Origin of the sequence: Cytobacillus sp. T106, from assembly GCF_040492155.1 — a bacterium.
Classification (GTDB): domain Bacteria; phylum Bacillota; class Bacilli; order Bacillales; family Cytobacillaceae; genus Bacillus_AB; species Bacillus_AB infantis.
In genome coordinates this window covers 25,909-50,471 of the sequence record NZ_JBEUMK010000020.1, presented here as the reverse complement: position 1 = coordinate 50,471, position 24,563 = coordinate 25,909, and the positions used below count along the sequence as shown (strand labels likewise).

Below are 24,563 nucleotides of genomic sequence, written 5' to 3'. Positions count from 1 at the left end.
CTCAATAATCGCTTTAGCTGCCTCTCTAATCTGTGCTCTCTGCCAAAAAACCTGAAACTTATAAAAAAGCCTGCACCTCATTCCGGCTGCAGAATATTTACATTCTGTGCGCATAAAACAGTTCCGGAAGAGGTGCATGAGCTAGACGAGACAAGTCCGGGATGCCTATACTGCATCCGTCAGTATGGAACTTGCACTGAGAGGCCCGAGATTCAGGCGCAGCGGAATCTTGCTCATCGTAACGCTCTTGTTTGGCTTGAATATAAGGCTTATGAAGAAAATGGAAGATAAGCCTTTTACAGAAAAAGGGCAAAGAACAAGTTCATGATAAACTGTCCAGCGCCCTTGTTGTCTGCTGCAGCAATTATACTAACTCGATGATAACCATTGGTGCTCCGTCTCCACGACGAGGCCCAAGCTTCATGATTCGAGTGTATCCACCTTGGCGCTCTTCATAACGAGTTGCGATGTCGCTGAATAACTTTTGTACTGCATCTTGGTTTGTCTCAGCATTAGCTACCTCATTGCGAATGAATGCAGCTGCTTGACGGCGAGCATGCAGGTCTCCGCGCTTGCCTAAAGTGATCATTTTCTCAACAACTGAACGCAGCTCTTTCGCACGAGCTTCAGTTGTTTCGATGCGCTCACTGATGATTAAGTCTGTAGCTAAGTCACGTAGCATAGCTTTACGTTGAGCACTAGTGCGTCCTAACTTTCTGTATCCCATGAAAGTTTCCCTCCTTTGTTGAAGTGATCAGTCGGTGATAGACCTAAGAGTGATAGATCCTAAGATCAGTCATCCTTGCGTAAGCCTAATCCCAGCTCTTCTAATTTATGTTTTACCTCTTCAAGAGATTTTCTGCCAAGGTTGCGGACTTTCATCATATCCTCTTCGGTCTTGTTGGCCAATTCCTGAACAGTATTGATGCCTGCGCGCTTTAAGCAGTTATATGAACGGACTGAAAGATCGAGTTCTTCAATGGTCATTTCAAGAACTTTTTCCTTTTGGTCCTCTTCTTTCTCAACCATGATTTCAGCATTTTGCGCTTCGTCAGTAAGGCCGACAAAGATATTCAAATGCTCAGTTAAAATCTTCGCTCCAAGAGCAACCGCATCTTGTGGACCAGTGCTTCCATCAGTCCAAACATCGAATGTTAACTTATCATAGTTAGTCATTTGCCCGACGCGTGTATTTTCTACCTGGTAGGAAATACGCGATACTGGAGTGTAGATGGAATCGATAGGAATGACACCGATTGGTTGATCTTCTCGCTTGTTTTGATCAGCTGGTGTATAACCGCGTCCTCTTTTGGCAGTCAAGCGCATGCGCAAGTGCCCATTGGACCCAAGGGTAGCAATATGAAGATCCGGATTGAGGATCTCGACATCACTGTCATGCGTTACGTCAGCTGCAGTAACCGCACCTTCACCTTGAATATCAATTTCCAGCGTCTTTTCATCATCAGAATAGATTTTAAGAGCCAGTTTTTTAATATTTAAGATTACAGATGTTACATCTTCTACGACGCCTTCAATTGTTGAGAACTCATGAAGTACCCCATCAATTTGAATAGATGTGACAGCGGCACCAGGGAGTGAGGATAAAAGGATACGACGTAAGGAGTTACCCAAAGTAGTACCATACCCACGCTCAAGCGGCTCTACGACGAACTTTCCATACTTGGCATCATCGCTGATCTCAACCGTTTCGATTTTTGGTTTTTCTATTTCGATCATCAAAATATACCCTCCTTCAAAACGTCGAAACCCCGGCTAGCTTCTGCCTGCCGAAATTCCCCCATGTATACGTTCCCGTTTGTGCACAACAACTGGAATAAAGTTTCTGTATAACGGAAAATTGTATCATAACCCATTATAGACAAGGATACAAATTCTATACAGAAAAAATTATACGCGGCGACGTTTTGGCGGGCGGCATCCGTTATGAGGAACCGGAGTAACATCTCTGATAGCCGTTACTTCTAGACCAGCAGCCTGAAGGGCACGAATGGCAGCTTCACGTCCTGCACCAGGTCCTTTAACAGTAACTTCAAGAGTTTTCATACCATGTTCCATAGATGTCTTCGCTGCAGTTTCAGCAGCCATTTGAGCAGCAAATGGAGTAGATTTACGAGAACCTCTGAATCCAAGAGCTCCAGCACTTGACCAAGAAAGAGCGTTACCATGAACGTCTGTGATTGTTACGATAGTGTTATTGAATGTTGAACGGATGTGGGCGATACCACTTTCAATATTCTTTTTAACACGGCGTTTGCGTGTATTAGTTTTACGAGCCATTGTATATTACCTCCTTTACCGATTATTTCTTCTTGTTAGCTACAGTCTTACGAGGACCTTTACGTGTACGGGCATTGTTCTTAGTGTTCTGTCCGCGTACAGGAAGGCCACGACGGTGACGAAGACCGCGGTAAGAACCGATTTCCATAAGACGCTTGATGTTGAGTGAAACTTCACGGCGAAGGTCACCTTCAACTTTGAGTCTGTCGATTACTTCACGGATTTTGTTAAGCTCATCTTCTGTAAGGTCGCGAACGCGAGTGTCTTCAGAAACACCAGCTTCAGCCAAAACCTTTTGAGCAGTATTTTTACCGATACCATAAATGTAAGTCAATGAGATTACTACACGTTTTTCACGTGGAATATCTACACCAGCAATACGTGCCATTCTATGCGCACCTCCTTGTTATTAGCCTTGTTTTTGTTTATGCTTAGGGTTTTCACAGATAACCATAACTTTACCACGTCTGCGGATAACTTTGCACTTTTCGCAGATCGGCTTAACTGATGGTCTTACTTTCATTATCCTAACCTCCTTGATATTACGGAGTGCAATCAGTCTATTTGAAGCGGTAAGTGATTCTTCCGCGAGTCAAGTCATATGGTGAAAGCTCAACTGTTACTTTATCTCCTGGCAGGATGCGGATGAAGTGCATGCGGATCTTGCCGGAAACATGAGCCAAAACAGTATGACCGTTTTCCAATTCTACCTTAAACATAGCATTTGGCAAAGTTTCAATAACTGTGCCTTCTATTTCGATTACATCGTCTTTCGCCATCGAACATGTCTCCCTTCTTCTTTTCAGAATCTCACCTATTCATACGCTGCTTACGCAAAACGTAATTTTCCCTTCATTGCACGGCCGGTTTCATTTATGCTGCACTCGATTTCCGGAGAAACATAATCAGTCAGCTCCAGATGCCGGACGCTCTTCAGCAGCGGATTGCCTGACTTTCGTCTGGCCCCTTCGGCTATAGAGACAAACCTTCCATCTATCAACCTTATAATTATATCATATTCGCCGTCATCCCGCCCATTTTTAATCAAAACAATTTGACCAGAGATCAAATTGATCTTGTCAGGGCCGCAGACCATTTTCAGAATGAGCCTATGCAATCACCTGCACATCAAGCTTTAGTGAGGATTTCATAGCCTGTTTCAGTAATGGCAATGGTATGTTCAAAATGCGCACACATGCTGCCGTCCACTGTAACGACTGTCCAGTCATCAGCCAAGGTTCTTACATACCTGCTTCCGGCATTGACCATCGGCTCGATGCACAGTACCATCCCCGGCTTAAGCACCGGCCCTTTATTAGGCGGACCGTAGTGAGGGATTTGCGGTTCCTCATGTAAGTCTTGCCCGATTCCGTGGCCAACATACTCACGCACAATGGAAAAACCGTTTGCTTCCGCATACGTCTGAATCGCATGAGAGATGTTCGATAAACGTACATCCGGCTTTGACTCTTTAAGCCCTTCATACAATGACTGCTCTGTGACATCCAGCAGCTGCCGGACTTGTCTGTCAACAGTGCCTACAGGGTAGGTCCAGGCGGAATCGCCATGGTAGCCATTATATTCAGCACCTATATCGATGCTGATAATGTCGCCTTCGTTAAGCACCCGATCCCCGGGAATCCCGTGCACAAGTTCATTGTTCACAGATGCACAGATGCTGCCACGGAAACCATTATAACCTTTAAAAGATGGAATTGCATCATGTTTACGTATAAACGCCTCGGCAATTGTATCCAGCTCTCCGGTTGTAATGCCCGGTGCAACATGCTTCTGCAGCTCCTGGTGAGTAAGGGCAACAATACGCCCGGCTTCACGCATGATTTCAATTTCACGCGGTGTTTTGCAGATGATCATTAACGCAGGCCTCCGAGGAGCGCATCAAGATCAGTGAACACCTTGGAAATTTCCTGCTGCCCATCAATATTGCGCAGATACCCTTTTGTTTCATAGAAATCAAGAAGAGGCTTAGTCTGCTTAATGTTGACATCAAGTCTGTTTTTAACAGTTTCGGCGTTATCATCAGCACGCTGATAAAGTTCGCCGCCGCACCGGTCGCATTCGTCTGCCTTTGCCGGGGGATTGAATACCAAGTGGTAAGTTGCCCCGCAGTTCTTGCAGATGCGTCTGCCAGTCAGGCGCTCCATTAAAATGCTTTGGTCAACATCAATGTTGATGACATAATCAATCTTTTTATCCAGTTCTGAAAGAATGTCTTCAAGGGCATCAGCCTGGGCAACCGTTCTTGGGAAGCCATCAAGCAAAAAGCCTTTATTGCAATCTTCCTTGCTTAACCTTTCGCGGACTATGCCGATTGTCACCTGGTCAGGGACAAGCTCGCCTTTATCCATGAAAGATTTAGCTTCTAAACCTAGTTCCGTGCCTTCTTTTATAGCTGCACGAAACATATCTCCTGTTGAGATATGAGGGATGCCGTACTTCTCGACAATTTTCTCGGCTTGCGTACCTTTGCCGGCACCTGGGAGCCCCATCAATACTAAATTCACAAGATTTCCCCCTCAGTCTCTAATAAGGTTAATGGGAACTAAAAGTTCCCAAAACCGAATTATTTTATGAAACCTTTATAGTGACGCTTAACCATTTGGGCTTCAAGCTGCTTCATTGTTTCGAGCGCAACACCCACAACAATCAGAAGGCTTGTTCCGCCAATCTGGGCTGATTGCGGCAGTCCGGCGAAATTGATGAAGAAAACCGGAAGGATCGCAATGGCAGTCAAGAAAAGCGCACCGACAAATGTCAAACGATATAAGACACGAGTCAGATATTCCTGAGTGTTTTTACCTGGGCGTATACCCGGGATATAGCCGCCTTGCTTTTTCAAGTTGTCGGCAACCTGCTCCGGATTAACCTGGATAAAAGCATAGAAATACGTAAAGGCAATGATCAATGCACTATACACGATCATACCAATTGGGTGGGTATAGTCGAACACTCTTTGAATCCACATCGTCACATCATTCTGCTCGAAGAAAGAAGCAATCGTTCTTGGCGTTACGATGAACGAGACTGCAAAGATGACTGGAATAACTCCGGCAGCATTCACCTTTAAAGGCAAATGAGTTGATTGTCCGCCCGCAGGATTGCCTCCTGTGGCCATACGCTTAGCGTATTGGATCGGAATTTTCCTTAATGCCTGCTGGATGAAGATCGTTCCAACAATGATCGCAATGACTGCAACCAGGATCAGGACAACTGTAACAATGCTAAGGAAAAGCTGCTCACCTGCATCTTCAATTTTCTGGGCGTAAATCTGGTTGACCGTGGAAGGTATGGCCGCTACGATACCAGCAAATATGATGATGGAAATGCCGTTTCCGACACCTTTAGATGTGATCTGCTCTCCAAGCCACATTAAGAAGGCTGTTCCTGCTGTCAGTACAGTGGCAATCAGAAGGTAAGTTCCGATGCCCGGATTTTCAATCAGCATGCCGCCAGCCATGTTATTAAAGCCGTAGGACATACCCAGCGCCTGGATGAAACCAAGCACGATTGTAAAGTAACGGGTGAATTGAGCCAGCTTACGGCGTCCCACTTCCCCTTGCTTTGACCATTCAGTAAACTTCGGGACTACGTCCATCTGCAATAGCTGAATGATGATCGAAGCCGTAATATACGGCATGATTCCCATTGCAAGGATAGAGAAGTTGAGAAGCGCTCCTCCGCCGAATGTATTCAGGATTCCAAATACACTCAAGTCATCCTGTGCTTTTAACAGATCAGCATTCACATGCGGTACAGGAATGAATGTACCGATGCGGAATATGATCAGCATTAAAAGGGTGAATAGGATCTTTCGTCTTATATCACCCACGCGCATAAAATTGGAGATTGTCTGAAACATTAGATCACCTCTGTTTGACCGCCGGCAGCTTCAATAGCTTCCTTTGCAGCAGAGGAGAATTTATGAGCTTTAACAGTAAGCTTTTTCTCTACTTTGCCTTTAGCAAGAACTTTCACTCCTGCTTTTTCGTTGCTTACGACTCCTGTTTCGATAAGAAGTTCTGGTGTAACTTCTGTTCCGTCTTCAAAACGGTTAAGTGCATCAAGGTTAACAACTGCATATTCTTTGCGGTTGATGTTTGTGAAACCGCGCTTAGGCAAGCGTCGGAATAAAGGTGTTTGACCACCTTCGAAACCAAGACGTACACCGCCGCCTGAACGTGCGTTTTGACCTTTATGACCTTTACCAGCAGTTTTACCATTGCCTGAACCGATACCGCGACCTTTGCGCTTGCGTTCTTGACGAGAACCCTCTGCAGGTTTTAATTCATGAAGTTTCATTTTGGCACCTCCTTATTGAAAAAATCGAACTTATTTCTCAGAGACCTTTACAAGGTGAGCAACCTTGTTGATCATGCCGCGGATAGCAGCATTATCCTGGTGCTCAACTGTTTGGTTCATCTTACGTAATCCTAGAGCTTTAACTGTTTCGCGCTGGTCTTGAGGACGACCAATCACGCTGCGAGTGAGGGTAACTTCTAGTTTATTCGCCATTTGATTTCCCTCCTTATCCTAACAGTTCTTCTACTGATTTACCGCGTAACTTAGCTACGTCTTCAGCACGTTTTAAGTTATTTAGTCCTTCAAGAGTTGCGCGAACCATGTTGATTGGTGTGTTTGTGCCTAATGACTTAGACAGGATATCAGCTACACCAGCCAATTCAAGAACCGCACGAACCGGACCACCAGCGATAACTCCAGTACCTTCAGAAGCAGGCTTCAAAAGGATTTCGCCAGCACCGAAATGACCGATGATTTGGTGTGGAATAGTTGTTCCAACCATAGGTACTTCGATAAGGTTTTTCTTAGCATCTTCAATTGCTTTGCGGATCGCATCCGGAACTTCCTGGGCTTTACCAGTTCCAAAGCCTACATGTCCGTTCTTATCGCCTACTACTACAAGAGCAGTAAAACGGAAGCGACGTCCACCTTTAACAACTTTCGCTACACGATTGATTGTAACTACGCGTTCTTCAAGTTCAAGTTTGTTTGGGTCAATACGAAGCATCTTTATGTGTCCCTCCTTCTATTAAAATTCTAAGCCGTTTTCACGAGCAGCATCTGCTAATGCTTTAACACGTCCGTGATACAGGTAGCCTCCGCGGTCAAAAACAACAGCTTTAACACCTTTTTCAACAGCGCGCTTAGCAACTAGTTCTCCAACCTTAACAGCAGCATCTGTGTTTCCTGTAGCAGTAAGTTCAACTTCTTTATCAAGTGTTGAAGCACTTGCAACAGTCACTTTGTTCACATCATCGATCAGCTGAGCATAGATATGCTTGTTAGAGCGGAACACGTTTAAACGAGGACGAGCTTCAGTACCGCTAAGTTTAGCACGCACGCGGGCATGTCTTTTTTTGCGGACTTGATTTTTATCAGCCTTCGTAATCATTTAGGTCACTCCTTTCGTTTGCCTATGCGGCATTACTTACCTGTTTTACCTTCTTTACGACGCACATATTCGCCTTCGTAGCGGATACCTTTACCTTTGTAAGGCTCTGGAGGACGAACGTCACGAATGTTAGCAGCAAGTGCACCAACACGTTCTTTGCTTGTGCCTTTTACGATAACCTTCGTGTTAGAAGGCACTTCGATTTCGATTCCTTCTTCAGGAACGATTTCAACAGGGTGAGAGTAGCCAACGTTCAGGATCAGGTTTTTCCCCTGCTTTTGAGCACGGTAACCGACACCGATAAGCTCAAGGCCTCTTTCAAATCCTTTAGAAACACCTTCAACCATGTTTGCGATCAGGGCGCGAGTAGTTCCGTGCAGTGCGCGGTGCTCTTTCGCTTCTGATGGACGGGAAACATTAATGATGTTCTCTTCCACGCTGATTGCCATATCAGGGCTGAATGAACGAGTCAATTCGCCTTTAGGGCCTTTAACTGTCACATTGTTATTATCTACAGTGATTGTAACTCCACTTGGAATTTCAATTGGTTTTTTACCTACGCGAGACATTTATTGCACCTCCATTCTTGAGAAACTCTATTACCAAACGTATGCTAATACTTCTCCGCCAGTTTGCTTAGCGCGGGCTTCTTTATCTGTAAGAACTCCTTGAGAAGTAGATACTAATGCGATTCCTAACCCGTTTAACACGCGAGGAACTTCGTTTGATTTTGCATATACACGAAGACCAGGCTTACTGATGCGCTTAAGACCAGTGATAACGCGCTCGTTGTTTGCACCGTATTTAAGGAAAATGCGGATGATGCCTTGTTTATTGTCTTCGATAAACTCTACATCACGAACGAAACCTTCACGCTTAAGGATTTCAGCGATTTCTTTCTTGATATTAGAAGCAGGAACCTCTAATTTTTCGTGACGTACCATATTCGCATTACGGATGCGTGTAAGCAAATCTGCAATTGGATCTGTCATGACCATTGTTTTTACCTCCTTCCCAGACTTTGGGTTTTACCAGCTAGCTTTTTTCACACCAGGAATTTGTCCTTTGTATGCTAATTCACGGAAACAGATACGGCAAAGCTTAAATTTACGGTATACGGAATGTGGACGCCCGCAGCGTTCGCAGCGAGTGTATTCTTGTACCGGATATTTAGGCGTGCGTTTTTGTTTCGCAATCATTGACTTTTTAGCCACGTTGTCGCCTCCCTCTATTTAGCGATTACTTTTGGAATGGCATTCCAAATTGAGTTAAAAGTTCACGAGCTTCTTCATCTGTGTTAGCTGTAGTAACGATAACGATATCCATACCACGAACTTTGCTTACTTTATCGTAATCAATCTCAGGGAAGATTAACTGTTCTTTCACACCAAGAGTGTAGTTGCCACGGCCGTCAAAGGATTTCTTTGAGATCCCGCGGAAGTCACGTACACGTGGAAGAGATACAGATACTAATTTATCAAAAAACTCGTACATGCGCTCTCCGCGCAGAGTAACTTTAGCACCGATAGGCATGCCTTCACGAAGACGGAACCCAGCGATTGATTTTTTAGCACGGGTTACAACCGGCTTTTGGCCGCTGATAACCGCAAGCTCTTCAACAGCATTGTCAAGCGACTTTGCGTTTGCAACAGCATCGCCGACACCCATGTTGATAACGATTTTTTCAAGCTTTGGTACTTGCATGATTGATTCGTAGTTAAACTTGCTCATAAGAGCAGGTGTAATTTCATTTGAAAACTTCTCTTTTAGGCGGTTCATTCTTGTACCTCCCTTCTTCAATTACTTATTTATCTAGAACTTCACCGGATTTTTTCGCAACGCGAACTTTCTTGCCATCAACCTCTTTGTAACCAACACGTGTCGGGTTACCTGACTTAGGATCGATTGGCATCACGTTTGATACATGAATAGGTGCTTCTTGGCTGATGATTCCGCCTTGCGGATTCACTTGGGATGGCTTAGAGTGCTTCTTTACTACGTTCACACCTTCAACAAGCACACGGCTTTGTTTTGGGAAAGCAGCAAGGATCACACCTGATTTGCCTTTATCCTTACCAGAAATGACCATGACTTTGTCACCTTTTTTTACATGCATCTGTCGCACCTCCTTAAAGGCAATTTGTTTGAATTATAGTACTTCTGGAGCTAGTGATACGATTTTCATAAAGTTGCTGTCGCGCAATTCACGTGCAACTGGGCCAAAGATACGAGTTCCGCGTGGACCCTTATCGTCACGGATAATTACACATGCGTTTTCATCAAAACGGATGTAAGTACCGTCATCACGGCGGACACCGCGCTTAGTTCTAACGATAACTGCTTTAACGACGTCACCTTTTTTAACAACGCCACCTGGTGTTGCTTGTTTTACAGTACAAACGATAACATCACCGATATTAGCTGTTTTGCGGCCAGAGCCACCAAGGACTTTAATTGTCAGTACTTCACGAGCACCTGAGTTGTCAGCAACTTTCAAACGTGATTCTTGTTGAATCATGCGTGTAACCTCCCTTCGGGATGAAGCTTATTCCGAACCATTAGATTATAACTGCTTTTTCTACTACTTCTACAAGACGGAAGCGTTTAGTCGCAGAAAGTGGACGAGTTTCCATAATACGAACCACATCGCCAATTTTTGCTTCGTTTTGCTCGTCATGAGCTTTAAACTTTTTAGAGTACTTAACGCGCTTACCATAGAGCGTGTGCTTTTTGTATGTTTCTACAAGAACAGTGACTGTTTTGTCCATCTTGTCGGAAACAACGCGTCCAGTGTAAACCTTGCGTTGGTTACGTTCACTCATTGTGCGAACCTCCTATCAATTATCGATTGTTAACGCCGATCTCTCTCTCACGAATAACAGTTTTCATGCGAGCAATCGCTTTGCGTACTTCACGAATGCGAGCTGTATTTTCAAGTTGTCCAGTCGCCAATTGAAAGCGCAGGTTGAATAGCTCTTCTTTTAAAGATTTTACTTTTTGTTCTATTTCAGCAGTGGTAAGGTCACGAATTTCATTAGCTTTCATTTGATTCACCACCAATTTCTTCTCGTTTTACAAACTTGCACTTTACAGGAAGTTTGTGTGATGCAAGACGTAATGCTTCACGAGCTACCTCTTCAGATACGCCGGCAATTTCAAACATGATTTTCCCTGGCTTAACTACTGCTACCCATCCTTCAGGAGCACCTTTACCAGAACCCATTCGGACTTCTAGAGGCTTTGCAGTGTAAGGCTTGTGAGGGAAGATGTTGATCCATACTTTACCGCCACGTTTCATGTAACGAGTCATCGCGATACGGGCAGATTCAATCTGACGGTTAGTGATCCAAGAAGCCTCAAGAGCTTGAAGGCCAAATTCACCGAAGTTCACTTCAGTACCGCCTTTTGATTGTCCACGCATTTTTCCGCGGTGTACACGGCGATACTTAACGCGTTTTGGCAATAACATATTATTTGCCTCCTTCCTCAGTTTTCTTCTTTGTAGGAAGCACCTCTCCACGATAGATCCATACTTTAACGCCTAATTTACCGTATGTTGTGTCTGCTTCTGCAGTAGCATAGTCGATATCAGCACGAAGTGTATGAAGTGGAACAGTACCTTCGCTGTAAGATTCAGAACGAGCGATATCAGCACCGCCAAGACGGCCAGATACCATTGTTTTGATACCTTTAGCGCCAGCGCGCATTGCACGTTGGATAACTTGCTTTTGAGCACGACGGAAAGATACGCGGTTTTCCAATTGACGAGCAATGTTTTCCGCAACTAATTTCGCGTCGATGTCTGCTTTTTTGATTTCAAGAATGTTGATGTGAACACGTTTGCCAGTAAGTGAGTTAAGAGCTTTACGAAGAGCTTCAACTTCAGAACCGCCTTTACCGATAACCATACCAGGCTTAGCAGTGTGGATAGTGATGTTTAAACGGTTAGCTGCACGCTCGATCTCAACTTTAGAAAGTGATGCATCGCTTAAACGCTTCGTAATGTACTCACGCACTTTAAGGTCTTCGTGTAAAAGTTCAGCATAGTCTTTACCTGCGAACCATTTTGACTCCCAATCACGGATGACACCGATTCGCAAACCGACTGGATTTACTTTTTGACCCACTGATTATCCCTCCTTCTTTTCTGATAAAACGATAGTAATATGACTAGTACGTTTGTTGATTGCACTTGCACGGCCCATAGCACGCGGACGGAAACGCTTCAAAGTTGGTCCCTCGTCAACGAATACTTGAGATACTACTAAATTGTTTACGTCCATTTCGTAGTTATGCTCAGCATTTGCCAATGCGGATTTCAATAATTTTTCAACGACAGGAGAAGCTGCTTTTGGCGTATGGTTTAAGATAGCCACCGCTTCACCTACTTGCTTACCTCGAATTAAATCTACGACTAAACGAGCTTTACGAGGAGCAATACGAACTGTTCTTGCAACAGCTTTAGCTTGCATCAGGATGCCCTCCTCTCATTAACGTCTTGTTTTCTTATCATCATTGCCATGGCCTTTGTAAGTACGAGATGGAGCGAATTCTCCAAGCTTGTGCCCTACCATGTCTTCTGTCACATATACAGGTACATGTTTACGACCATCATAAACTGCGATAGTGTGACCAATGAATTGCGGGAAGATCGTAGAACGGCGTGACCAAGTCTTTACCACTTGCTTGCCTTCGTTTTCATTTAACTTTTCGATCTTTGTCATTAAATGCTCATCAACAAAAGGTCCTTTTTTTAAGCTGCGACCCATGATTGAACCTCCCTTCGTGATCGTTCTACGGTTCTCTTGTGGAACCGTAGCTCAATCCCGTTATTTTTTACGACGACGTACGATAAACTTGTCGGATTTGCTCTTCTTCTTGCGTGTTTTGGCACCAAGAGTTGGTTTGCCCCAAGGAGACATTGGTGATTTACGTCCGATAGGAGCGCGACCTTCACCACCACCGTGCGGGTGATCATTCGGGTTCATTACAGAACCACGGACAGTTGGGCGCTTGCCTAACCAGCGTGAACGACCGGCTTTACCGATGTTGATCAGTTCGTGCTGCTCGTTGCCCACTTGACCTACTGTAGCGCGGCAAGTAGCAAGGATCATGCGAACTTCACCAGAGTTTAAACGAACAAGAACATATTTGCCTTCTTTACCCAATACTTGAGCAGAAGTACCTGCTGAACGTACAAGCTGTCCGCCTTTGCCAGGTTTCAGTTCGATGTTGTGGATAACAGTACCCACTGGAATATTTGCAAGTGGAAGTGCGTTACCCACTTTGATGTCAGCTTCAGGTCCAGACATTACTTCAGTGCCCACTGAAAGGTTCTTAGGAGCAAGGATGTAACGCTTTTCTCCATCCACGTAGTTGATTAGTGCGATGTTGGCTGAACGGTTTGGATCATATTCGATCGTAGCAACGCGTCCTGGAATGCCATCTTTATCACGTTTGAAATCAATGATACGATATTGACGTTTGTGTCCGCCGCCTTGGTGACGAACTGTTAACTTACCTTGGTTGTTACGGCCGCCTTTACGCTTTAAAGGAGCTAATAGTGACTTTTCCGGTTTGTCTGTAGTGATCTCAGCAAAGTCAGAAGTAGTCATGCCGCGACGACCGTTGGAGGTAGGTTTATACTTTTTAATCGCCATTTCGTTTCCCTCCTCTTCTAGTTATGGTTATTAGACTTCAAAGAATTCGATTTCTTTGCTGTCTGCAGTTAGTTTTACGATAGCTTTACGGCGTTTGTTTGTATAGCCGCCGAATTTACCCATGCGCTTGAACTTACCTTTGTAGTTCATGATGTTTACTTTCTCAACTTTTACGCCAAAGATTTCTTCGATAGAATCTTTAACTTGAGTTTTGTTAGCTCTAACATCAACTTCAAAAGTATACTTTTTGTCAGCCATCAGGTCAGTAGAACGTTCAGTGATAACGGGGCGCTTAATGATATCGCGTGCATCCATTATGCAAGCACCTCCTCTACTTTTTCAACCGCTGCTTTAGTCATGATAAGCTTATCATGGCTTAGAACATCCAAAACATTGACGCCTGTTGCAGTTACAACAGTCACTCCAGGGATATTGCGCGCAGACAATGCTACGTTCTCATCAAGATCAGCTGTTACGATAAGAGCTTTCTTATCAACAGACAGTCCAGTAAGGACACCCTTGAAGTCTTTTGTTTTAGGAGTTTCTAAAGCAAGGTTTTCTAATACTAGAATGTTTTCTTCTGCCACTTTAGAAGATAGTGCAGATTTGATTGCTAAACGGCGTACCTTTTTAGGCAGCTTATAGCTGTAGCTGCGTGGAGTAGGACCGAATACTGTACCGCCTCCGCGCCATTGTGGTGAACGGATGGAACCTTGACGAGCGCGTCCAGTTCCTTTTTGGCGCCATGGCTTGCGTCCGCCGCCGGCTACTTCAGAACGAATTTTAGTTTTATGAGTTCCTTGACGTAAAGAAGCTCTTTGCATTACAACAGCTTCGAATAGTACGTGGTTGTTAGGCTCAATACCGAAGATGGTTTCATTTAGTTCGATTTCTCCAACTTGTGAACCAGCTTGGTTTAACAATGCTACTTTAGGCATTCTATTTCCTCCTTTCTGACTGGATTAATTATGCTTTAACCGCAGTTTTGATTTTTAGAAGAGCTTTCTTCGCTCCAGGTACGTTTCCTTTGATCAGAAGCAGGTTGCGTTCTGCATCAATTTTAACGATTTCCAGGTTTTGAACAGTGATCTGGTCTCCGCCCATGCGTCCTGGCAATGCTTTACCTTTGAATACACGGTTAGGAGCTACAGGTCCCATTGAACCAGGGCGACGGTGGTAGCGTGAACCGTGTGACATAGGTCCGCGTGATTGTCCGTGGCGCTTGATAGAGCCTTGGAAACCTTTACCTTTAGAGATTCCTGTTACATCAACAGTATCGCCTTCTGCGAAAATATCTACTTTGACTTCTTGACCAACTTCATATGCTGCTAAGTCAACTCCGCGGAATTCGCGAACGAAGCGCTTAGGAGCAGTATCAGCTTTCGCGACATGTCCTTGTTCAGGTTTGTTGGAAAGCTTTTCGCGCTTATCTTCAAAGCCAAGCTGGATCGCTTCATATCCGTCAGTGTCGACAGATTTCACTTGAAGAACAACGTTTCCTGTAGCTTCTACAACAGTTACCGGGATAAGGTCGCCATTTTCAGCAAATACTTGAGTCATACCGATCTTTCTTCCTAAGATTCCTTTGGTCATTAGTCACACCTCCTGAGAATTTAATAATTTATTTCATTATAATTTGATTTCGATATCTACACCTGATGGCAGGTCTAAGCGCATCAGTGAATCAACTGTTTGTGGAGTTGGGTTGATGATGTCGATCAGACGCTTATGCGTACGCATTTCGAACTGCTCACGTGAATCTTTGTACTTATGGACCGCACGCAGGATTGTGTAAATTGACTTTTCAGTCGGCAATGGGATCGGGCCGGACACAGCCGCACCAGAACGCTTTGCAGTTTCAACAATCTTTTCAGCAGACTGATCAAGGATCCTGTGATCATACGCTTTTAAACGGATACGAATTTTTTGTTTTGCCATTATTTTCCCTCCTTTTCGCCTATATTGATATAGACATTCTCCGTGAAAATTTCCCACACACTCGCCATGGCAAAGCGGCCGGGTGTGTCAGCAACCTTTCACTTCATCGCAGTCAAAGACCAACATTGTCTATTATACAGAAACCATTTAAGAATTGCAACATGAAATGTTATATTCTTTTATGTTTCGCACACTTTTACTATTATAGCGGGTATATCGCAGGTTTTCAAGGGGATTGGAAGAAGTCTAACAATTCACTGTGCCTGATGTATATTTATATATTGAAACTAAAAAAGCCTGCTGTCACTCATGCTGGACCCGTTACTGTTTCCTCTCTCTTCTTAAGCAGCGCAACCTGTTTCTTCTATACTATAGAGCAGTTTTGCATGGGCAGACACCAAGGGCATCACCATCCAGCATTCCGATAAGTAAACGATTACCCCCTGGAATTGTTACGGAACAAAAATTCAAGCTTGAAACGCAAGATTTTATCTATTTTCTTCTGGAGCCAGCTTCCACTCACGGCAGGTTGAAAGCAACCCTCATGTATGAAAGACCTAAGGTTAGTTCGGAGATAAAAGCAAAAAAGAAGCAGATGGAATTGATCCATCTGCTTCTTTATATATCAATCAGAGATTACTCAGTGATTGTAGCAACAACGCCAGCGCCTACAGTACGTCCACCCTCACGGATAGAGAACTTAGTACCTTCTTCGATAGCGATTGGAGCGATAAGCTCAACAGTCATTTCGATGTTGTCGCCAGGCATAACCATTTCTACACCTTCAGGAAGGTTGCAGATACCAGTTACATCAGTTGTACGGAAGTAGAACTGAGGGCGGTAGTTAGTGAAGAATGGAGTGTGACGTCCACCTTCTTCTTTAGATAGAACGTAAACTTCAGCTTTGAATTTTACGTGTGGAGTGATTGAGCCTGGCTTAGCCAAAACTTGACCACGCTGGATGTCTTCACGTGCTACACCACGAAGAAGGGCACCGATGTTGTCTCCAGCTTCTGCAAAATCAAGAAGCTTACGGAACATTTCAACACCTGTTACAGTTGTTGATTTTGGCTCTTCAGTAAGACCGATGATTTCGATTACGTCACCGACTTTAACTTGTCCACGCTCAACACGTCCTGTAGCAACAGTACCACGGCCAGTGATTGAGAATACATCCTCAACAGGCATCATGAATGGCTTGTCAGTGTCACGTGTTGGAGTTGGGATGTACTCGTCAACTGCAGCCATAAGCTCGTTGATTTTCTCTTCCCAAGCAGCGTCACCTTCAAGAGCTTTAAGAGCAGAACCTTTGATTACAGGAATGTCATCACCAGGGAACTCATACTCAGAAAGAAGGTCACGGATTTCCATTTCTACTAGTTCAAGAAGCTCTTCGTCGTCAACCATGTCACACTTGTTCATGAATACAACAAGGTAAGGTACACCTACTTGACGAGAAAGAAGGATGTGCTCACGAGTTTGTGGCATTGGGCCGTCAGAAGCAGATACTACTAGGATACCGCCGTCCATTTGAGCAGCACCAGTGATCATGTTTTTAACATAGTCAGCGTGTCCTGGGCAGTCAACGTGCGCATAGTGACGGTTAGGAGTTTCGTACTCAACGTGTGCAGTAGAGATTGTGATTCCACGCTCTCTTTCTTCTGGAGCACCGTCGATTTGATCGTAAGCGCGTGCTTCAGCTCCGCCAGACTTAGCAAGAACTGTAGTGATAGCAGCTGTTAGAGTTGTTTTTCCGTGGTCAACGTGACCAATTGTACCAATATTAACGTGGGGTTTTGAACGGTCGAATTTAGCTTTACCCATTAGGAAAATCCTCCTTTAATTTTAAAAAGTTAAGTATTTTTAGAGCTGCTGACAGGCAAGCCGATCAGCAGCTTGGTTCTACAATAGTAGTTATACTTGATTATAAAGGTAAAATCAATTATTCACCTTTATTTTTTTTGATGATTTCTTCAGAAATCGACTTCGGTACTTCTTCATAGTGGTCAAAGTGCATGGAGAATACTCCACGGCCTTGTGTGCTTGAACGCAGGGAAGTTGCATATCCGAACATTTCAGACAGCGGAACCATAGCACGGACAACTTGAGCATTGCCGCGGGCATCCATACCTTCTACACGTCCACGACGGGAAGTGACGTTACCCATGATATCTCCCAGATATTCTTCTGGAATGATAACTTCTATCCTCATGACTGGCTCAAGGATAACAGGGCTACATTTAGAAGCAGCGTTTTTCAGTGCCATTGAAGCGGCAATTTTAAACGCCATTTCTGATGAATCGACATCATGGTAAGATCCATCGAACAGTCTTGCTTTAATATCAACTAGCGGATATCCAGCAAGAACACCTCTGTCAAGGGAATCTTCCAGTCCAGCTTGAACAGCCGGGATGTATTCACGTGGAACAACACCGCCGACGATGCCGTTTTCAAATTCAAAGCCTTTACCTTCTTCGTTTGGAGAGAATTCAATCCAAACGTGTCCGAATTGTCCGCGTCCACCAGATTGGCGTGCGAATTTACCTTCAACCTTAGCTGAAGCACGGAAAGTTTCACGGTATGCAACCTGAGGCGCACCAACGTTTGCTTCCACTTTAAATTCACGTTTCATACGGTCAACAAGGATATCAAGGTGAAGTTCACCCATACCCGCGATGATAACCTGTCCAGTTTCCTGGTCAGTATGCGCACGGAATGTAGGATCTTCTTCCTGAAGCTTTTGAAGAGCAGTTGTCATTTTGTCCTGGTCAGCCTTTGACTTAGGCTCGATGGACAATTGGATAACCGGCTCAGGGAATTCCATGGACTCAAGGATTACAAGGTTCTTCTCATCACAGAGAGTGTCACCTGTAGTAGTATCCTTAAGACCTACGGCAGCAGCAATGTCCCCTGCGTATACTTGAGAGATCTCTTCACGGGAGTTGGCGTGCATCTGCAGGATACGTCCTACACGCTCACGCTTGCCTTTAGTAGAGTTCTGTACGTATGAACCTGAGCTCAATGTACCAGAGTATACACGGAAGAATGTAAGCTTACCGACATAAGGGTCAGTCATAACTTTAAATGCAAGAGCTGAGAATGGCTCTTCGTCACTTGAAGGACGAGTAACTTCTTCTTCAGAATCCGGAAGAGTACCTTTGATTGCAGGTACGTCCAGTGGAGACGGAAGATAGTCGATTACTGCATCAAGCATTTTCTGAACACCTTTGTTTTTGAACGCTGACCCACAGATTACAGGATAGAATTCAACGTTTACAGTACCTTTACGAATAGCTGCTTTCAGCTCGTCGTTAGTGATTTCTTCACCGCCAAGGTATTTCTCCATTAATTCTTCATCAAGCTCTGCTACCGCTTCAATCAGCTTTTCACGGTATTCTTCAGCTTGCGCCTTGTATTCCTCAGGGATTTCACGGTCTTCGATGTCTGTTCCAAGGTCGTTGCCGTAGAAAGTCGCTTTCATCTCGATCAGGTCGATGATTCCTTCGAACTGGTCTTCAGCACCGATTGGCAGCTGGATAGCTGCTGCATTGGCTTGCAGACGATCGTGGAGTGTACCGAGTGAGTAAAGGAAATCTGCACCCAGCTTATCCATTTTGTTTACGAATACCACACGTGGTACACCGTAAGTAGTAGCCTGGCGCCAAACTGTTTCAGTCTGAGGCTCAACCCCTGATTGTGCATCAAGGACTGCTACTGCACCATCAAGTACACGAAGTGAACGCTCAACTTCAACTGTGAAGTCTACGTGTCCTGGTGTATCGATGATGTTTACACGGTGGCCCTTCCACTGTGCAGTTGTTGCTGCAGAAGTGATTGTGATACCGCGTTCCTGCTCCTGTTCCATCCAGTCCATCTGTGAAGCACCTTCATGTGTTTCACCGATTTTGTGGATACGGCCAGTGTAGTAAAGTACGCGCTCAGTCGTAGTTGTTTTACCGGCATCGATGTGGGCCATGATGCCGATATTACGAGTATTATCCAAGGAGAACTCTCTTGCCATTGGGTCTTTCTCCTTCCTAGTAAATGTAATAGTTTGTTTGTGGGTTCAATCCTACCAGCGGTAGTGAGCGAATGCTTTGTTAGCTTCAGCCATTTTATGAGTATCTTCACGCTTCTTCACAGATGAACCTGTGTTGTTGGCAGCGTCAAGGATTTCGTTAGCCAAACGCTCTTCCATTGTTTTCTCACCGCGAAGACGAGAATAGTTAACCAACCAGCGAAGACCAAGAGTCGTACGGCGGTCTGGGCGCACCTCAACTGGTACTTGATAGTTTGCACCACCTACACGGCGCGCTCTTACTTCAAGAACCGGCATGATGTTCTTAAGTGCTTGATCGAACACTTCCATTGGCTCTTTTCCGCTGCGCTCGCTGATGATATCAAATGCTGAATAAAGAATAGCTTGAGATTTACCTCTCTTGCCATCAACCATCATTTTGTTGATAAGACGGCTAACTAGCTTTGAATTGTAAATCGGATCTGGTAATACGTCTCTTTTTGCTACAGGACCTTTACGTGGCATGTAATTTCCTCCTTTCGAAAAAACTGAATATTATTTGTGGTCAATCATTATTTTTTAGCTGCTTTAGGACGCTTAGTACCGTATTTAGAACGGCCTTGCATACGGTTGTTAACACCGGCAGTGTCAAGCGCGCCGCGCACGATGTGGTAACGTACCCCTGGTAAGTCCTTTACTCGTCCGCCGCGGATTAATACTACGCTGTGCTCTTGAAGGTTGTGTCCGATACCAGGAATGTAGGCAGTAACCTCGATTCCGTTAGTCAAGCGTACACGAGCATATTTACGCAACGCTGAGTTTGGTTTCTTCGGAGTCATTGTACCAACACGAGTACATACACCGCGTTTCTGTGGAGATGATACGTTAGTTTGTGCTTTTTTGAAGCTGTTGTAACCTTTGTTAAGCGCAGGTGATTTTGACTTTTCCTCTTTTGTCTTACGAGGCTTGCGCACTAATTGGTTAATTGTAGGCATGATTTTTCCTCCCTTCGTCTTTTGTGTAAGCCCACACATCCAGGTGGTTCATTTTGTTGCAAAAACAAAGTCCTTGCAGATCTTCATCTACAAAAACAGTTTTTAAATAGATATTGCAACAGCTGCCGCACCTACGTCGATTCCGCAGGCCTTTCCCAATGATTTCATCGAGCCGGCCCGGGTGACCGGAACTTTATATTCAAGCGCCGCATTGATCACTTTTTCAACAGCTCTATGGTCTGCATCTTCTGCGATCAGCACTTCGCTGATTGTTCCTGATTTCAGAGCTTTTACTGTTTGCTTTGTTCCTACTATAATATTTCTTGCCTGCAATACTTTATCATAAGACATGATATATCCTCCAAAGTATCCGGTAAATAGGAGCACCTTTGCTATAGTACCATCGCACAAGAATATTGTCAACATCACGGCAAATATTTTTTTAGATTCATGCATATTTCCATTTAGTCTATCTATGAACCTGTGCGTCCTCCTGTTTTGCTATTACTATAAAATGCGGTGCCTCCTTTTCGGCAGGCACCGCATTTCCATTATTCCACTGTAACTGTTTCTTCGGATGCTTCTTCCGCAGTGAAAGGTTCTGCCCTGCGGTAGCGCTGCATTCCAGTTCCGGCAGGGACCAGTTTACCGATGATGACATTCTCTTTAAGCCCGAGCAATTCATCTCGCTTGCCTTTGATGGCAGCATCTGTAAGTACCCTTGTTGTTTCCTGGAAGGAAGCAGCTGACAGGAAGGAATCCGTCTCAAGTGAAGCCTTGGTGATACCGAGCAGTACAGGACGGCCGGTCGCAGGCATTTTGCCGTTTAACAGAGCCTTTTCATTGGCATCTGTGAACTGGTGGATATCAAGAAGCGAGCCAGGCAGCACTTCTGTTTCCCCTGCATCGATGACACGCACCTTGCGAAGCATCTGGCGGACCATTACCTCGATATGCTTATCGCCGATTTCAACACCCTGCATACGGTATACCTTCTGCACCTCGCGAAGCAGATACTCCTGTACAGCATTTACATCTCTTACTTTAATCAATTCTTTAGGGTCAATAGAACCTTCGGTCAATTCCTGTCCGCGGTCTACCCTGTCATCAACAGCCACTTTCAGGCGTGCTGTATATGGAGCAGTATATGTGCGGGATTCAACCTCGCCCTGCACCACAATTTCATGCTGGCGGTCACGGCCTTCATTGATGCCCACGACAACACCTTCAAGCTCTGAAATGACAGCCTGCCCTTTAGGGTTACGTGCTTCGAAAATTTCCTGGATACGCGGAAGACCTTGTGTAATATCGTCTCCTGCTACGCCTCCTGTATGGAAAGTACGCATTGTAAGCTGTGTTCCAGGCTCACCGATGGATTGGGCTGCGATGATTCCGACAGCTTCGCCCACTTCAACCTCCTGGCCTGTTGCCAGGTTGCGCCCGTAGCATTTCTTACATACGCCATGGCGCGTGTTGCAGGTAAAGGCGGAACGGATCCATACAGTCTCAATGCCTGCTTCCACGATTTCAACAGCCAGATCTTCTGTAATAAGATCATTTTCTTTTACGATTACTGCGTTTGTTTCAGGATGCTTGATATCTCTGCGTGCATAGCGGCCAATGAGGCGCTCATCCAGTGCTTCGATAACTTCTGTGCCATCCTTCAGCGCGCTGATCTGCAGTCCTCTGTCTGTTCCGCAATCATCATCACGTACAATGACATCCTGCGCAACGTCAACAAGGCGTCGGGTCAGATAGCCGGAGTCAGCCGTCTTAAGGGCTGTATCCGCCAATCCTTTACGCGCTCCGTGTGTGGAGATGAAGTACTCAAGTACTGTCAGTCCTTCACGGAAGCTGGACTTGATCGGAAGTTCGATGATCCGGCCGGCCGGGTTGGCCATGAGTCCGCGCATACCGGCTAACTGTGTAAAGTTAGATGCGTTACCACGGGCACCGGAGTCACTCATCATAAAGATCGGGTTGGATTTATCCAGGGACTTCATCAGCTTGGCCTGGATAGTGTCCTTCGCAGCACTCCAGATGGAAATGACACGATCATAGCGTTCGTCCTCAGTGATGAGACCGCGCCTGAATTGTTTAAGGACATTATCAACCTTGCCTTGGGCTTCCTGAATGATTTCCTGCTTTTCTTTAAGAACGACGATATCTGCCACACCGACTGTGATGCCGGCTTTAGTGGAATGTCTGAAACCGAGATCCTTCATGCGGTCAAGCATTTTGGATGTTTCAGTGATCTTAAAGCGTTTGAACACTTCCGCAATGATGTTTCCAAGGATTTTCTTCTTGAAAGGATCAACAAGCGGCATATTTTTAATAGCTTCTTTTACATCCGTTCCCCGTTCTACAAAGTAGCGGGCAGGCGTTTCTTCTTCAAGATTCGTCTTAGTCGGCTCATTGATATACGGGAATGAAGTCGGCAGGATTTCGTTGAATACGAGCTTTCCGACAGTCGTGATCAGAAGCTTTTTCCTTTGTTCCTCTGTGAATGTTTCATTGTTCAGTGTACCTGCATTCACTGCTACACGGGTATGAAGGTGGACATAGCCGTTCTGATAAGCAAGCAGTGCTTCGCTTGTATCGTTGAAGACCATTCCTTCTCCTACTGCCCCTTCTCTTTCCATAGTCAGGTAATAGTTACCAAGCACCATATCCTGGGAAGGTGTAACAACAGGTTTTCCATCCTTAGGGTTCAGGATGTTCTGAGCCGCAAGCATTAGAAGGCGTGCTTCTGCCTGTGCTTCAGATGACAGCGGTACGTGGACTGCCATTTGGTCACCGTCAAAGTCGGCATTGTATGCTGTACATACAAGCGGATGGAGACGGATTGCGCGCCCTTCAACCAATGTTGGTTCAAAGGCCTGGATTCCGAGCCTGTGAAGAGTAGGTGCACGGTTCAGCAGAACTGGGTGCTCTTTGATTACCTCTTCAAGCACATCCCATACCTCAGGCTGGACTCTTTCAATTTTGCGCTTTGCTGATTTGATATTGTGAGCCAGTCCTTTTTCCACCAATTCCTTCATGACGAAAGGCTTGAACAGCTCAAGCGCCATTTCCTTCGGCAGACCGCACTGGTACATTTTCAGGTTAGGACCTACTACGATAACAGAACGTCCGGAGTAGTCAACACGCTTACCAAGCAGGTTCTGACGGAAACGGCCCTGCTTCCCTTTCAGCATGTGTGAAAGAGATTTAAGCGGCCTGTTCCCCGGGCCTGTGACAGGACGTCCGCGGCGGCCATTGTCAATCAGGGCGTCTACAGCTTCCTGGAGCATGCGCTTTTCGTTCTGGACGATGATGCTTGGAGCACCGAGGTCCAGCAAGCGCTTCAGACGGTTGTTCCGGTTGATGACACGGCGGTACAGGTCGTTCAGGTCAGACGTCGCGAATCTTCCTCCGTCAAGCTGAACCATTGGACGAAGCTCAGGAGGGATGACAGGAAGCACGTCCAGGATCATCCATGATGGTTCATTTCCAGATCCACGGAAAGCTTCAAGTACCTCAAGGCGCTTGATGGCGCGTGTGCGGCGCTGGCCCTGGGCAGTTGTCAGTTCTTCTTTAAGCGCGTCTACTTCTTTGTTCAGATCGATATCAGAAAGCAGCTTCTTGATGGATTCTGCACCCATGGATGCCTGGAACTTATTGCCGTACTTCTCACGGTAAGCACGGTATTCCTTCTCAGACAGAAGCTGTTTTTTCTCTAGTGCTGTATCGCCGGAATCAGTTACTACATATGAAGCAAAGTAAATGACTTCTTCAAGCGCACGCGGTGACATATCCAGAACAAGGCCCATGCGGCTCGGGATGCCTTTGAAATACCAGATATGCGATACAGGAGCAGCAAGCTCGATATGGCCCATTCTTTCGCGGCGAACCTTCGCGCGGGTGACTTCCACTCCGCATCGGTCGCAGACTACGCCTTTATAGCGCACCCTTTTGTATTTTCCGCAATGGCATTCCCAGTCTTTCTGAGGTCCGAAAATACGCTCGCAGAATAAGCCGTCTTTTTCAGGCTTTAATGTACGATAGTTTATTGTTTCAGGTTTTTTGACTTCACCAAAAGACCAGGAACGGATCTTATCAGGTGAAGCAAGACCGATCTTCATATACTCAAAATTGTTTACATCCAGCAAGGGGCCTACCTCCCTTTCAATCTCGGGTTATACCCTTATTGCTAATCCGGCAATAATATGCCGCCCTCCGCC

General features: G+C 45.2%; 37 protein-coding genes. All 37 read right to left on the bottom strand.

All coding sequences use genetic code 11. The annotated features are described in order from the left end of the window. Positions 1-364: 364 nt before the first annotated feature. On the bottom strand, positions 365-727 hold the full coding sequence (gene rplQ, locus ABU165_RS22810) for a 50S ribosomal protein L17 (protein WP_009791300.1): 363 nt from the start codon (positions 725-727) through the stop codon (positions 365-367). 65 nt (positions 728-792) lie between these two features. Further along, positions 793-1,737 carry a DNA-directed RNA polymerase subunit alpha gene (locus tag ABU165_RS22805; protein ID WP_009791301.1) on the bottom strand — a complete coding sequence of 315 codons (945 nt, stop codon included), beginning with the start codon at positions 1,735-1,737 and terminating at the stop codon, positions 793-795. A 171-nt stretch (positions 1,738-1,908) separates the two neighbouring features. Beyond that, positions 1,909-2,298 carry a 30S ribosomal protein S11 gene (gene rpsK, locus ABU165_RS22800; protein ID WP_009791303.1) on the bottom strand — a complete coding sequence of 130 codons (390 nt, stop codon included), beginning with the start codon at positions 2,296-2,298 and terminating at the stop codon, positions 1,909-1,911. Positions 2,299-2,320: 22 nt separating this feature from the next. Continuing rightward, positions 2,321-2,686 (bottom strand): 30S ribosomal protein S13, encoded by a 366-nt coding sequence (gene rpsM / locus ABU165_RS22795; protein ID WP_009791304.1) that lies wholly within the window; start codon positions 2,684-2,686, stop codon positions 2,321-2,323. Positions 2,687-2,707: 21 nt separating this feature from the next. Further along, entirely contained in the window at positions 2,708-2,821 is a 114-nt protein-coding gene (gene rpmJ / locus ABU165_RS22790; RefSeq protein WP_000868344.1) for a 50S ribosomal protein L36, read from the bottom strand. 37 nt (positions 2,822-2,858) lie between these two features. After that, complete coding sequence (gene infA / locus ABU165_RS22785) at positions 2,859-3,077, bottom strand: translation initiation factor IF-1 (protein ID WP_009791305.1); 219 nt, start codon at positions 3,075-3,077, stop codon at positions 2,859-2,861. 50 nt (positions 3,078-3,127) lie between these two features. Further along, complete coding sequence (locus ABU165_RS22780) at positions 3,128-3,415, bottom strand: KOW domain-containing RNA-binding protein (protein WP_224952345.1); 288 nt, start codon at positions 3,413-3,415, stop codon at positions 3,128-3,130. 11 nt (positions 3,416-3,426) lie between these two features. Then, the gene (gene map / locus ABU165_RS22775; RefSeq protein ID WP_009791307.1) at positions 3,427-4,173 is read right to left on the bottom strand and encodes a type I methionyl aminopeptidase; all 747 of its coding nucleotides are present in this window, start codon (positions 4,171-4,173) and stop codon (positions 3,427-3,429) included. After that, complete coding sequence (locus tag ABU165_RS22770; protein ID WP_094769453.1) at positions 4,173-4,823, bottom strand: adenylate kinase; 651 nt, start codon at positions 4,821-4,823, stop codon at positions 4,173-4,175. Before ABU165_RS22770 ends, map begins: the two co-directional genes overlap by 1 nt. A gap of 59 nt (positions 4,824-4,882) precedes the next feature. Beyond that, positions 4,883-6,178 carry a preprotein translocase subunit SecY gene (secY, locus tag ABU165_RS22765; protein ID WP_009791309.1) on the bottom strand — a complete coding sequence of 432 codons (1,296 nt, stop codon included), beginning with the start codon at positions 6,176-6,178 and terminating at the stop codon, positions 4,883-4,885. Beyond that, positions 6,178-6,618, bottom strand: coding sequence for a 50S ribosomal protein L15 (gene rplO, locus ABU165_RS22760; RefSeq protein ID WP_022543220.1), 441 nt, complete (start codon positions 6,616-6,618; stop codon positions 6,178-6,180). Before rplO ends, secY begins: the two co-directional genes overlap by 1 nt. 30 nt (positions 6,619-6,648) lie before the next feature. After that, on the bottom strand, positions 6,649-6,831 hold the full coding sequence (gene rpmD, locus ABU165_RS22755; RefSeq protein WP_009791311.1) for a 50S ribosomal protein L30: 183 nt from the start codon (positions 6,829-6,831) through the stop codon (positions 6,649-6,651). Positions 6,832-6,844: 13 nt separating this feature from the next. Continuing rightward, positions 6,845-7,345 (bottom strand): 30S ribosomal protein S5, encoded by a 501-nt coding sequence (gene rpsE / locus ABU165_RS22750; protein ID WP_009791312.1) that lies wholly within the window; start codon positions 7,343-7,345, stop codon positions 6,845-6,847. A gap of 21 nt (positions 7,346-7,366) precedes the next feature. Further along, positions 7,367-7,729, bottom strand: a complete 363-nt coding sequence (rplR, locus tag ABU165_RS22745; protein ID WP_009791313.1) for a 50S ribosomal protein L18 — start codon at positions 7,727-7,729, stop codon at positions 7,367-7,369. A 32-nt stretch (positions 7,730-7,761) separates the two neighbouring features. Further along, on the bottom strand, positions 7,762-8,298 hold the full coding sequence (gene rplF / locus ABU165_RS22740; protein WP_009791314.1) for a 50S ribosomal protein L6: 537 nt from the start codon (positions 8,296-8,298) through the stop codon (positions 7,762-7,764). Positions 8,299-8,328: 30 nt separating this feature from the next. Then, positions 8,329-8,727 (bottom strand): 30S ribosomal protein S8, encoded by a 399-nt coding sequence (rpsH, locus tag ABU165_RS22735; protein ID WP_009791315.1) that lies wholly within the window; start codon positions 8,725-8,727, stop codon positions 8,329-8,331. 30 nt (positions 8,728-8,757) lie between these two features. After that, positions 8,758-8,943, bottom strand: coding sequence for a type Z 30S ribosomal protein S14 (locus tag ABU165_RS22730; protein WP_009791316.1), 186 nt, complete (start codon positions 8,941-8,943; stop codon positions 8,758-8,760). Positions 8,944-8,968: 25 nt separating this feature from the next. Beyond that, positions 8,969-9,508, bottom strand: a complete 540-nt coding sequence (rplE, locus tag ABU165_RS22725; RefSeq protein ID WP_009791317.1) for a 50S ribosomal protein L5 — start codon at positions 9,506-9,508, stop codon at positions 8,969-8,971. Between the two features lie 25 nt (positions 9,509-9,533). Beyond that, on the bottom strand, positions 9,534-9,845 hold the full coding sequence (rplX, locus tag ABU165_RS22720) for a 50S ribosomal protein L24 (RefSeq protein WP_009791318.1): 312 nt from the start codon (positions 9,843-9,845) through the stop codon (positions 9,534-9,536). Between the two features lie 33 nt (positions 9,846-9,878). After that, entirely contained in the window at positions 9,879-10,247 is a 369-nt protein-coding gene (gene rplN / locus ABU165_RS22715; RefSeq protein ID WP_009791319.1) for a 50S ribosomal protein L14, read from the bottom strand. Between the two features lie 40 nt (positions 10,248-10,287). After that, on the bottom strand, positions 10,288-10,551 hold the full coding sequence (gene rpsQ, locus ABU165_RS22710; protein WP_009791320.1) for a 30S ribosomal protein S17: 264 nt from the start codon (positions 10,549-10,551) through the stop codon (positions 10,288-10,290). A 19-nt stretch (positions 10,552-10,570) separates the two neighbouring features. Further along, positions 10,571-10,774, bottom strand: a complete 204-nt coding sequence (gene rpmC / locus ABU165_RS22705; RefSeq protein WP_003351417.1) for a 50S ribosomal protein L29 — start codon at positions 10,772-10,774, stop codon at positions 10,571-10,573. Next, positions 10,764-11,198 (bottom strand): 50S ribosomal protein L16, encoded by a 435-nt coding sequence (rplP, locus tag ABU165_RS22700; RefSeq protein ID WP_009791321.1) that lies wholly within the window; start codon positions 11,196-11,198, stop codon positions 10,764-10,766. Before rplP ends, rpmC begins: the two co-directional genes overlap by 11 nt. Before the next feature lies 1 nt (position 11,199). Beyond that, positions 11,200-11,856 carry a 30S ribosomal protein S3 gene (gene rpsC / locus ABU165_RS22695; RefSeq protein ID WP_009791322.1) on the bottom strand — a complete coding sequence of 219 codons (657 nt, stop codon included), beginning with the start codon at positions 11,854-11,856 and terminating at the stop codon, positions 11,200-11,202. A 3-nt stretch (positions 11,857-11,859) separates the two neighbouring features. Beyond that, positions 11,860-12,201, bottom strand: coding sequence for a 50S ribosomal protein L22 (gene rplV / locus ABU165_RS22690; protein WP_009791323.1), 342 nt, complete (start codon positions 12,199-12,201; stop codon positions 11,860-11,862). Positions 12,202-12,219: 18 nt separating this feature from the next. After that, positions 12,220-12,498, bottom strand: a complete 279-nt coding sequence (rpsS, locus tag ABU165_RS22685) for a 30S ribosomal protein S19 (protein WP_009791324.1) — start codon at positions 12,496-12,498, stop codon at positions 12,220-12,222. A gap of 60 nt (positions 12,499-12,558) precedes the next feature. Continuing rightward, positions 12,559-13,389, bottom strand: a complete 831-nt coding sequence (rplB, locus tag ABU165_RS22680) for a 50S ribosomal protein L2 (RefSeq protein WP_009791325.1) — start codon at positions 13,387-13,389, stop codon at positions 12,559-12,561. A 30-nt stretch (positions 13,390-13,419) separates the two neighbouring features. Continuing rightward, complete coding sequence (gene rplW, locus ABU165_RS22675) at positions 13,420-13,704, bottom strand: 50S ribosomal protein L23 (RefSeq protein ID WP_009791326.1); 285 nt, start codon at positions 13,702-13,704, stop codon at positions 13,420-13,422. Further along, positions 13,704-14,327: a 50S ribosomal protein L4 gene (rplD, locus tag ABU165_RS22670; RefSeq protein WP_009791327.1), complete on the bottom strand. Its 624-nt coding sequence runs from the start codon at positions 14,325-14,327 to the stop codon at positions 13,704-13,706. The genes rplW and rplD overlap by 1 nt, the downstream gene beginning before the upstream one ends. A 28-nt stretch (positions 14,328-14,355) precedes the next feature. Further along, positions 14,356-14,982, bottom strand: a complete 627-nt coding sequence (gene rplC, locus ABU165_RS22665) for a 50S ribosomal protein L3 (protein WP_009791328.1) — start codon at positions 14,980-14,982, stop codon at positions 14,356-14,358. Positions 14,983-15,018: 36 nt separating this feature from the next. Continuing rightward, complete coding sequence (rpsJ, locus tag ABU165_RS22660) at positions 15,019-15,327, bottom strand: 30S ribosomal protein S10 (protein ID WP_009791329.1); 309 nt, start codon at positions 15,325-15,327, stop codon at positions 15,019-15,021. A gap of 636 nt (positions 15,328-15,963) precedes the next feature. Beyond that, positions 15,964-17,151, bottom strand: a complete 1,188-nt coding sequence (gene tuf / locus ABU165_RS22655; protein WP_009791331.1) for an elongation factor Tu — start codon at positions 17,149-17,151, stop codon at positions 15,964-15,966. Positions 17,152-17,269: 118 nt separating this feature from the next. Continuing rightward, a complete protein-coding gene (gene fusA, locus ABU165_RS22650; protein WP_248139099.1) occupies positions 17,270-19,348 on the bottom strand; it encodes an elongation factor G in 2,079 nt (692 codons plus the stop codon). 51 nt (positions 19,349-19,399) lie between these two features. After that, positions 19,400-19,870, bottom strand: a complete 471-nt coding sequence (gene rpsG, locus ABU165_RS22645; RefSeq protein ID WP_009791333.1) for a 30S ribosomal protein S7 — start codon at positions 19,868-19,870, stop codon at positions 19,400-19,402. Between the two features lie 47 nt (positions 19,871-19,917). Next, positions 19,918-20,340 (bottom strand): 30S ribosomal protein S12, encoded by a 423-nt coding sequence (gene rpsL, locus ABU165_RS22640; protein WP_009791334.1) that lies wholly within the window; start codon positions 20,338-20,340, stop codon positions 19,918-19,920. A gap of 102 nt (positions 20,341-20,442) precedes the next feature. Further along, a complete protein-coding gene (locus ABU165_RS22635) occupies positions 20,443-20,691 on the bottom strand; it encodes a 50S ribosomal protein L7ae-like protein (RefSeq protein ID WP_022543219.1) in 249 nt (82 codons plus the stop codon). A gap of 200 nt (positions 20,692-20,891) precedes the next feature. Then, positions 20,892-24,491 carry a DNA-directed RNA polymerase subunit beta' gene (gene rpoC / locus ABU165_RS22630; RefSeq protein WP_009791336.1) on the bottom strand — a complete coding sequence of 1,200 codons (3,600 nt, stop codon included), beginning with the start codon at positions 24,489-24,491 and terminating at the stop codon, positions 20,892-20,894. Between the last annotated feature and the right edge of the window lie 72 nt (positions 24,492-24,563).

Bases quoted from the DNA above. Each gene is read 5' to 3' on its own strand.
- rplQ (WP_009791300.1), bottom strand. From the start codon at position 727: ATGGGATACAGAAAGTTAGGACGCACTAGTGCTCAACGTAAAGCTATG.
- ABU165_RS22805 (WP_009791301.1), bottom strand. From the start codon at position 1,737: ATGATCGAAATAGAAAAACCAAAAATCGAAACGGTTGAGATCAGCGAT.
- rpsK (WP_009791303.1), bottom strand. From the start codon at position 2,298: ATGGCTCGTAAAACTAATACACGCAAACGCCGTGTTAAAAAGAATATT.
- rpsM (WP_009791304.1), bottom strand. From the start codon at position 2,686: ATGGCACGTATTGCTGGTGTAGATATTCCACGTGAAAAACGTGTAGTA.
- rpmJ (WP_000868344.1), bottom strand. From the start codon at position 2,821: ATGAAAGTAAGACCATCAGTTAAGCCGATCTGCGAAAAGTGCAAAGTT.
- infA (WP_009791305.1), bottom strand. From the start codon at position 3,077: ATGGCGAAAGACGATGTAATCGAAATAGAAGGCACAGTTATTGAAACT.
- map (WP_009791307.1), bottom strand. From the start codon at position 4,173: ATGATCATCTGCAAAACACCGCGTGAAATTGAAATCATGCGTGAAGCC.
- secY (WP_009791309.1), bottom strand. From the start codon at position 6,178: ATGTTTCAGACAATCTCCAATTTTATGCGCGTGGGTGATATAAGACGA.
- rplO (WP_022543220.1), bottom strand. From the start codon at position 6,618: ATGAAACTTCATGAATTAAAACCTGCAGAGGGTTCTCGTCAAGAACGC.
- rpmD (WP_009791311.1), bottom strand. From the start codon at position 6,831: ATGGCGAATAAACTAGAAGTTACCCTCACTCGCAGCGTGATTGGTCGT.
- rpsE (WP_009791312.1), bottom strand. From the start codon at position 7,345: ATGCTTCGTATTGACCCAAACAAACTTGAACTTGAAGAACGCGTAGTT.
- rplR (WP_009791313.1), bottom strand. From the start codon at position 7,729: ATGATTACGAAGGCTGATAAAAATCAAGTCCGCAAAAAAAGACATGCC.
- rplF (WP_009791314.1), bottom strand. From the start codon at position 8,298: ATGTCTCGCGTAGGTAAAAAACCAATTGAAATTCCAAGTGGAGTTACA.
- rpsH (WP_009791315.1), bottom strand. From the start codon at position 8,727: ATGGTCATGACAGATCCAATTGCAGATTTGCTTACACGCATCCGTAAT.
- rplE (WP_009791317.1), bottom strand. From the start codon at position 9,508: ATGAACCGCCTAAAAGAGAAGTTTTCAAATGAAATTACACCTGCTCTT.
- rplX (WP_009791318.1), bottom strand. From the start codon at position 9,845: ATGCATGTAAAAAAAGGTGACAAAGTCATGGTCATTTCTGGTAAGGAT.
- rplN (WP_009791319.1), bottom strand. From the start codon at position 10,247: ATGATTCAACAAGAATCACGTTTGAAAGTTGCTGACAACTCAGGTGCT.
- rpsQ (WP_009791320.1), bottom strand. From the start codon at position 10,551: ATGAGTGAACGTAACCAACGCAAGGTTTACACTGGACGCGTTGTTTCC.
- rpmC (WP_003351417.1), bottom strand. From the start codon at position 10,774: ATGAAAGCTAATGAAATTCGTGACCTTACCACTGCTGAAATAGAACAA.
- rplP (WP_009791321.1), bottom strand. From the start codon at position 11,198: ATGTTATTGCCAAAACGCGTTAAGTATCGCCGTGTACACCGCGGAAAA.
- rplV (WP_009791323.1), bottom strand. From the start codon at position 12,201: ATGCAAGCTAAAGCTGTTGCAAGAACAGTTCGTATTGCTCCTCGTAAA.
- rpsS (WP_009791324.1), bottom strand. From the start codon at position 12,498: ATGGGTCGCAGCTTAAAAAAAGGACCTTTTGTTGATGAGCATTTAATG.
- rplB (WP_009791325.1), bottom strand. From the start codon at position 13,389: ATGGCGATTAAAAAGTATAAACCTACCTCCAACGGTCGTCGCGGCATG.
- rplW (WP_009791326.1), bottom strand. From the start codon at position 13,704: ATGGATGCACGCGATATCATTAAGCGCCCCGTTATCACTGAACGTTCT.
- rplD (WP_009791327.1), bottom strand. From the start codon at position 14,327: ATGCCTAAAGTAGCATTGTTAAACCAAGCTGGTTCACAAGTTGGAGAA.
- rplC (WP_009791328.1), bottom strand. From the start codon at position 14,982: ATGACCAAAGGAATCTTAGGAAGAAAGATCGGTATGACTCAAGTATTT.
- rpsJ (WP_009791329.1), bottom strand. From the start codon at position 15,327: ATGGCAAAACAAAAAATTCGTATCCGTTTAAAAGCGTATGATCACAGG.
- tuf (WP_009791331.1), bottom strand. From the start codon at position 17,151: ATGGGTAAAGCTAAATTCGACCGTTCAAAACCCCACGTTAATATTGGT.
- fusA (WP_248139099.1), bottom strand. From the start codon at position 19,348: ATGGCAAGAGAGTTCTCCTTGGATAATACTCGTAATATCGGCATCATG.
- rpsG (WP_009791333.1), bottom strand. From the start codon at position 19,870: ATGCCACGTAAAGGTCCTGTAGCAAAAAGAGACGTATTACCAGATCCG.
- rpsL (WP_009791334.1), bottom strand. From the start codon at position 20,340: ATGCCTACAATTAACCAATTAGTGCGCAAGCCTCGTAAGACAAAAGAG.
- ABU165_RS22635 (WP_022543219.1), bottom strand. From the start codon at position 20,691: ATGTCTTATGATAAAGTATTGCAGGCAAGAAATATTATAGTAGGAACA.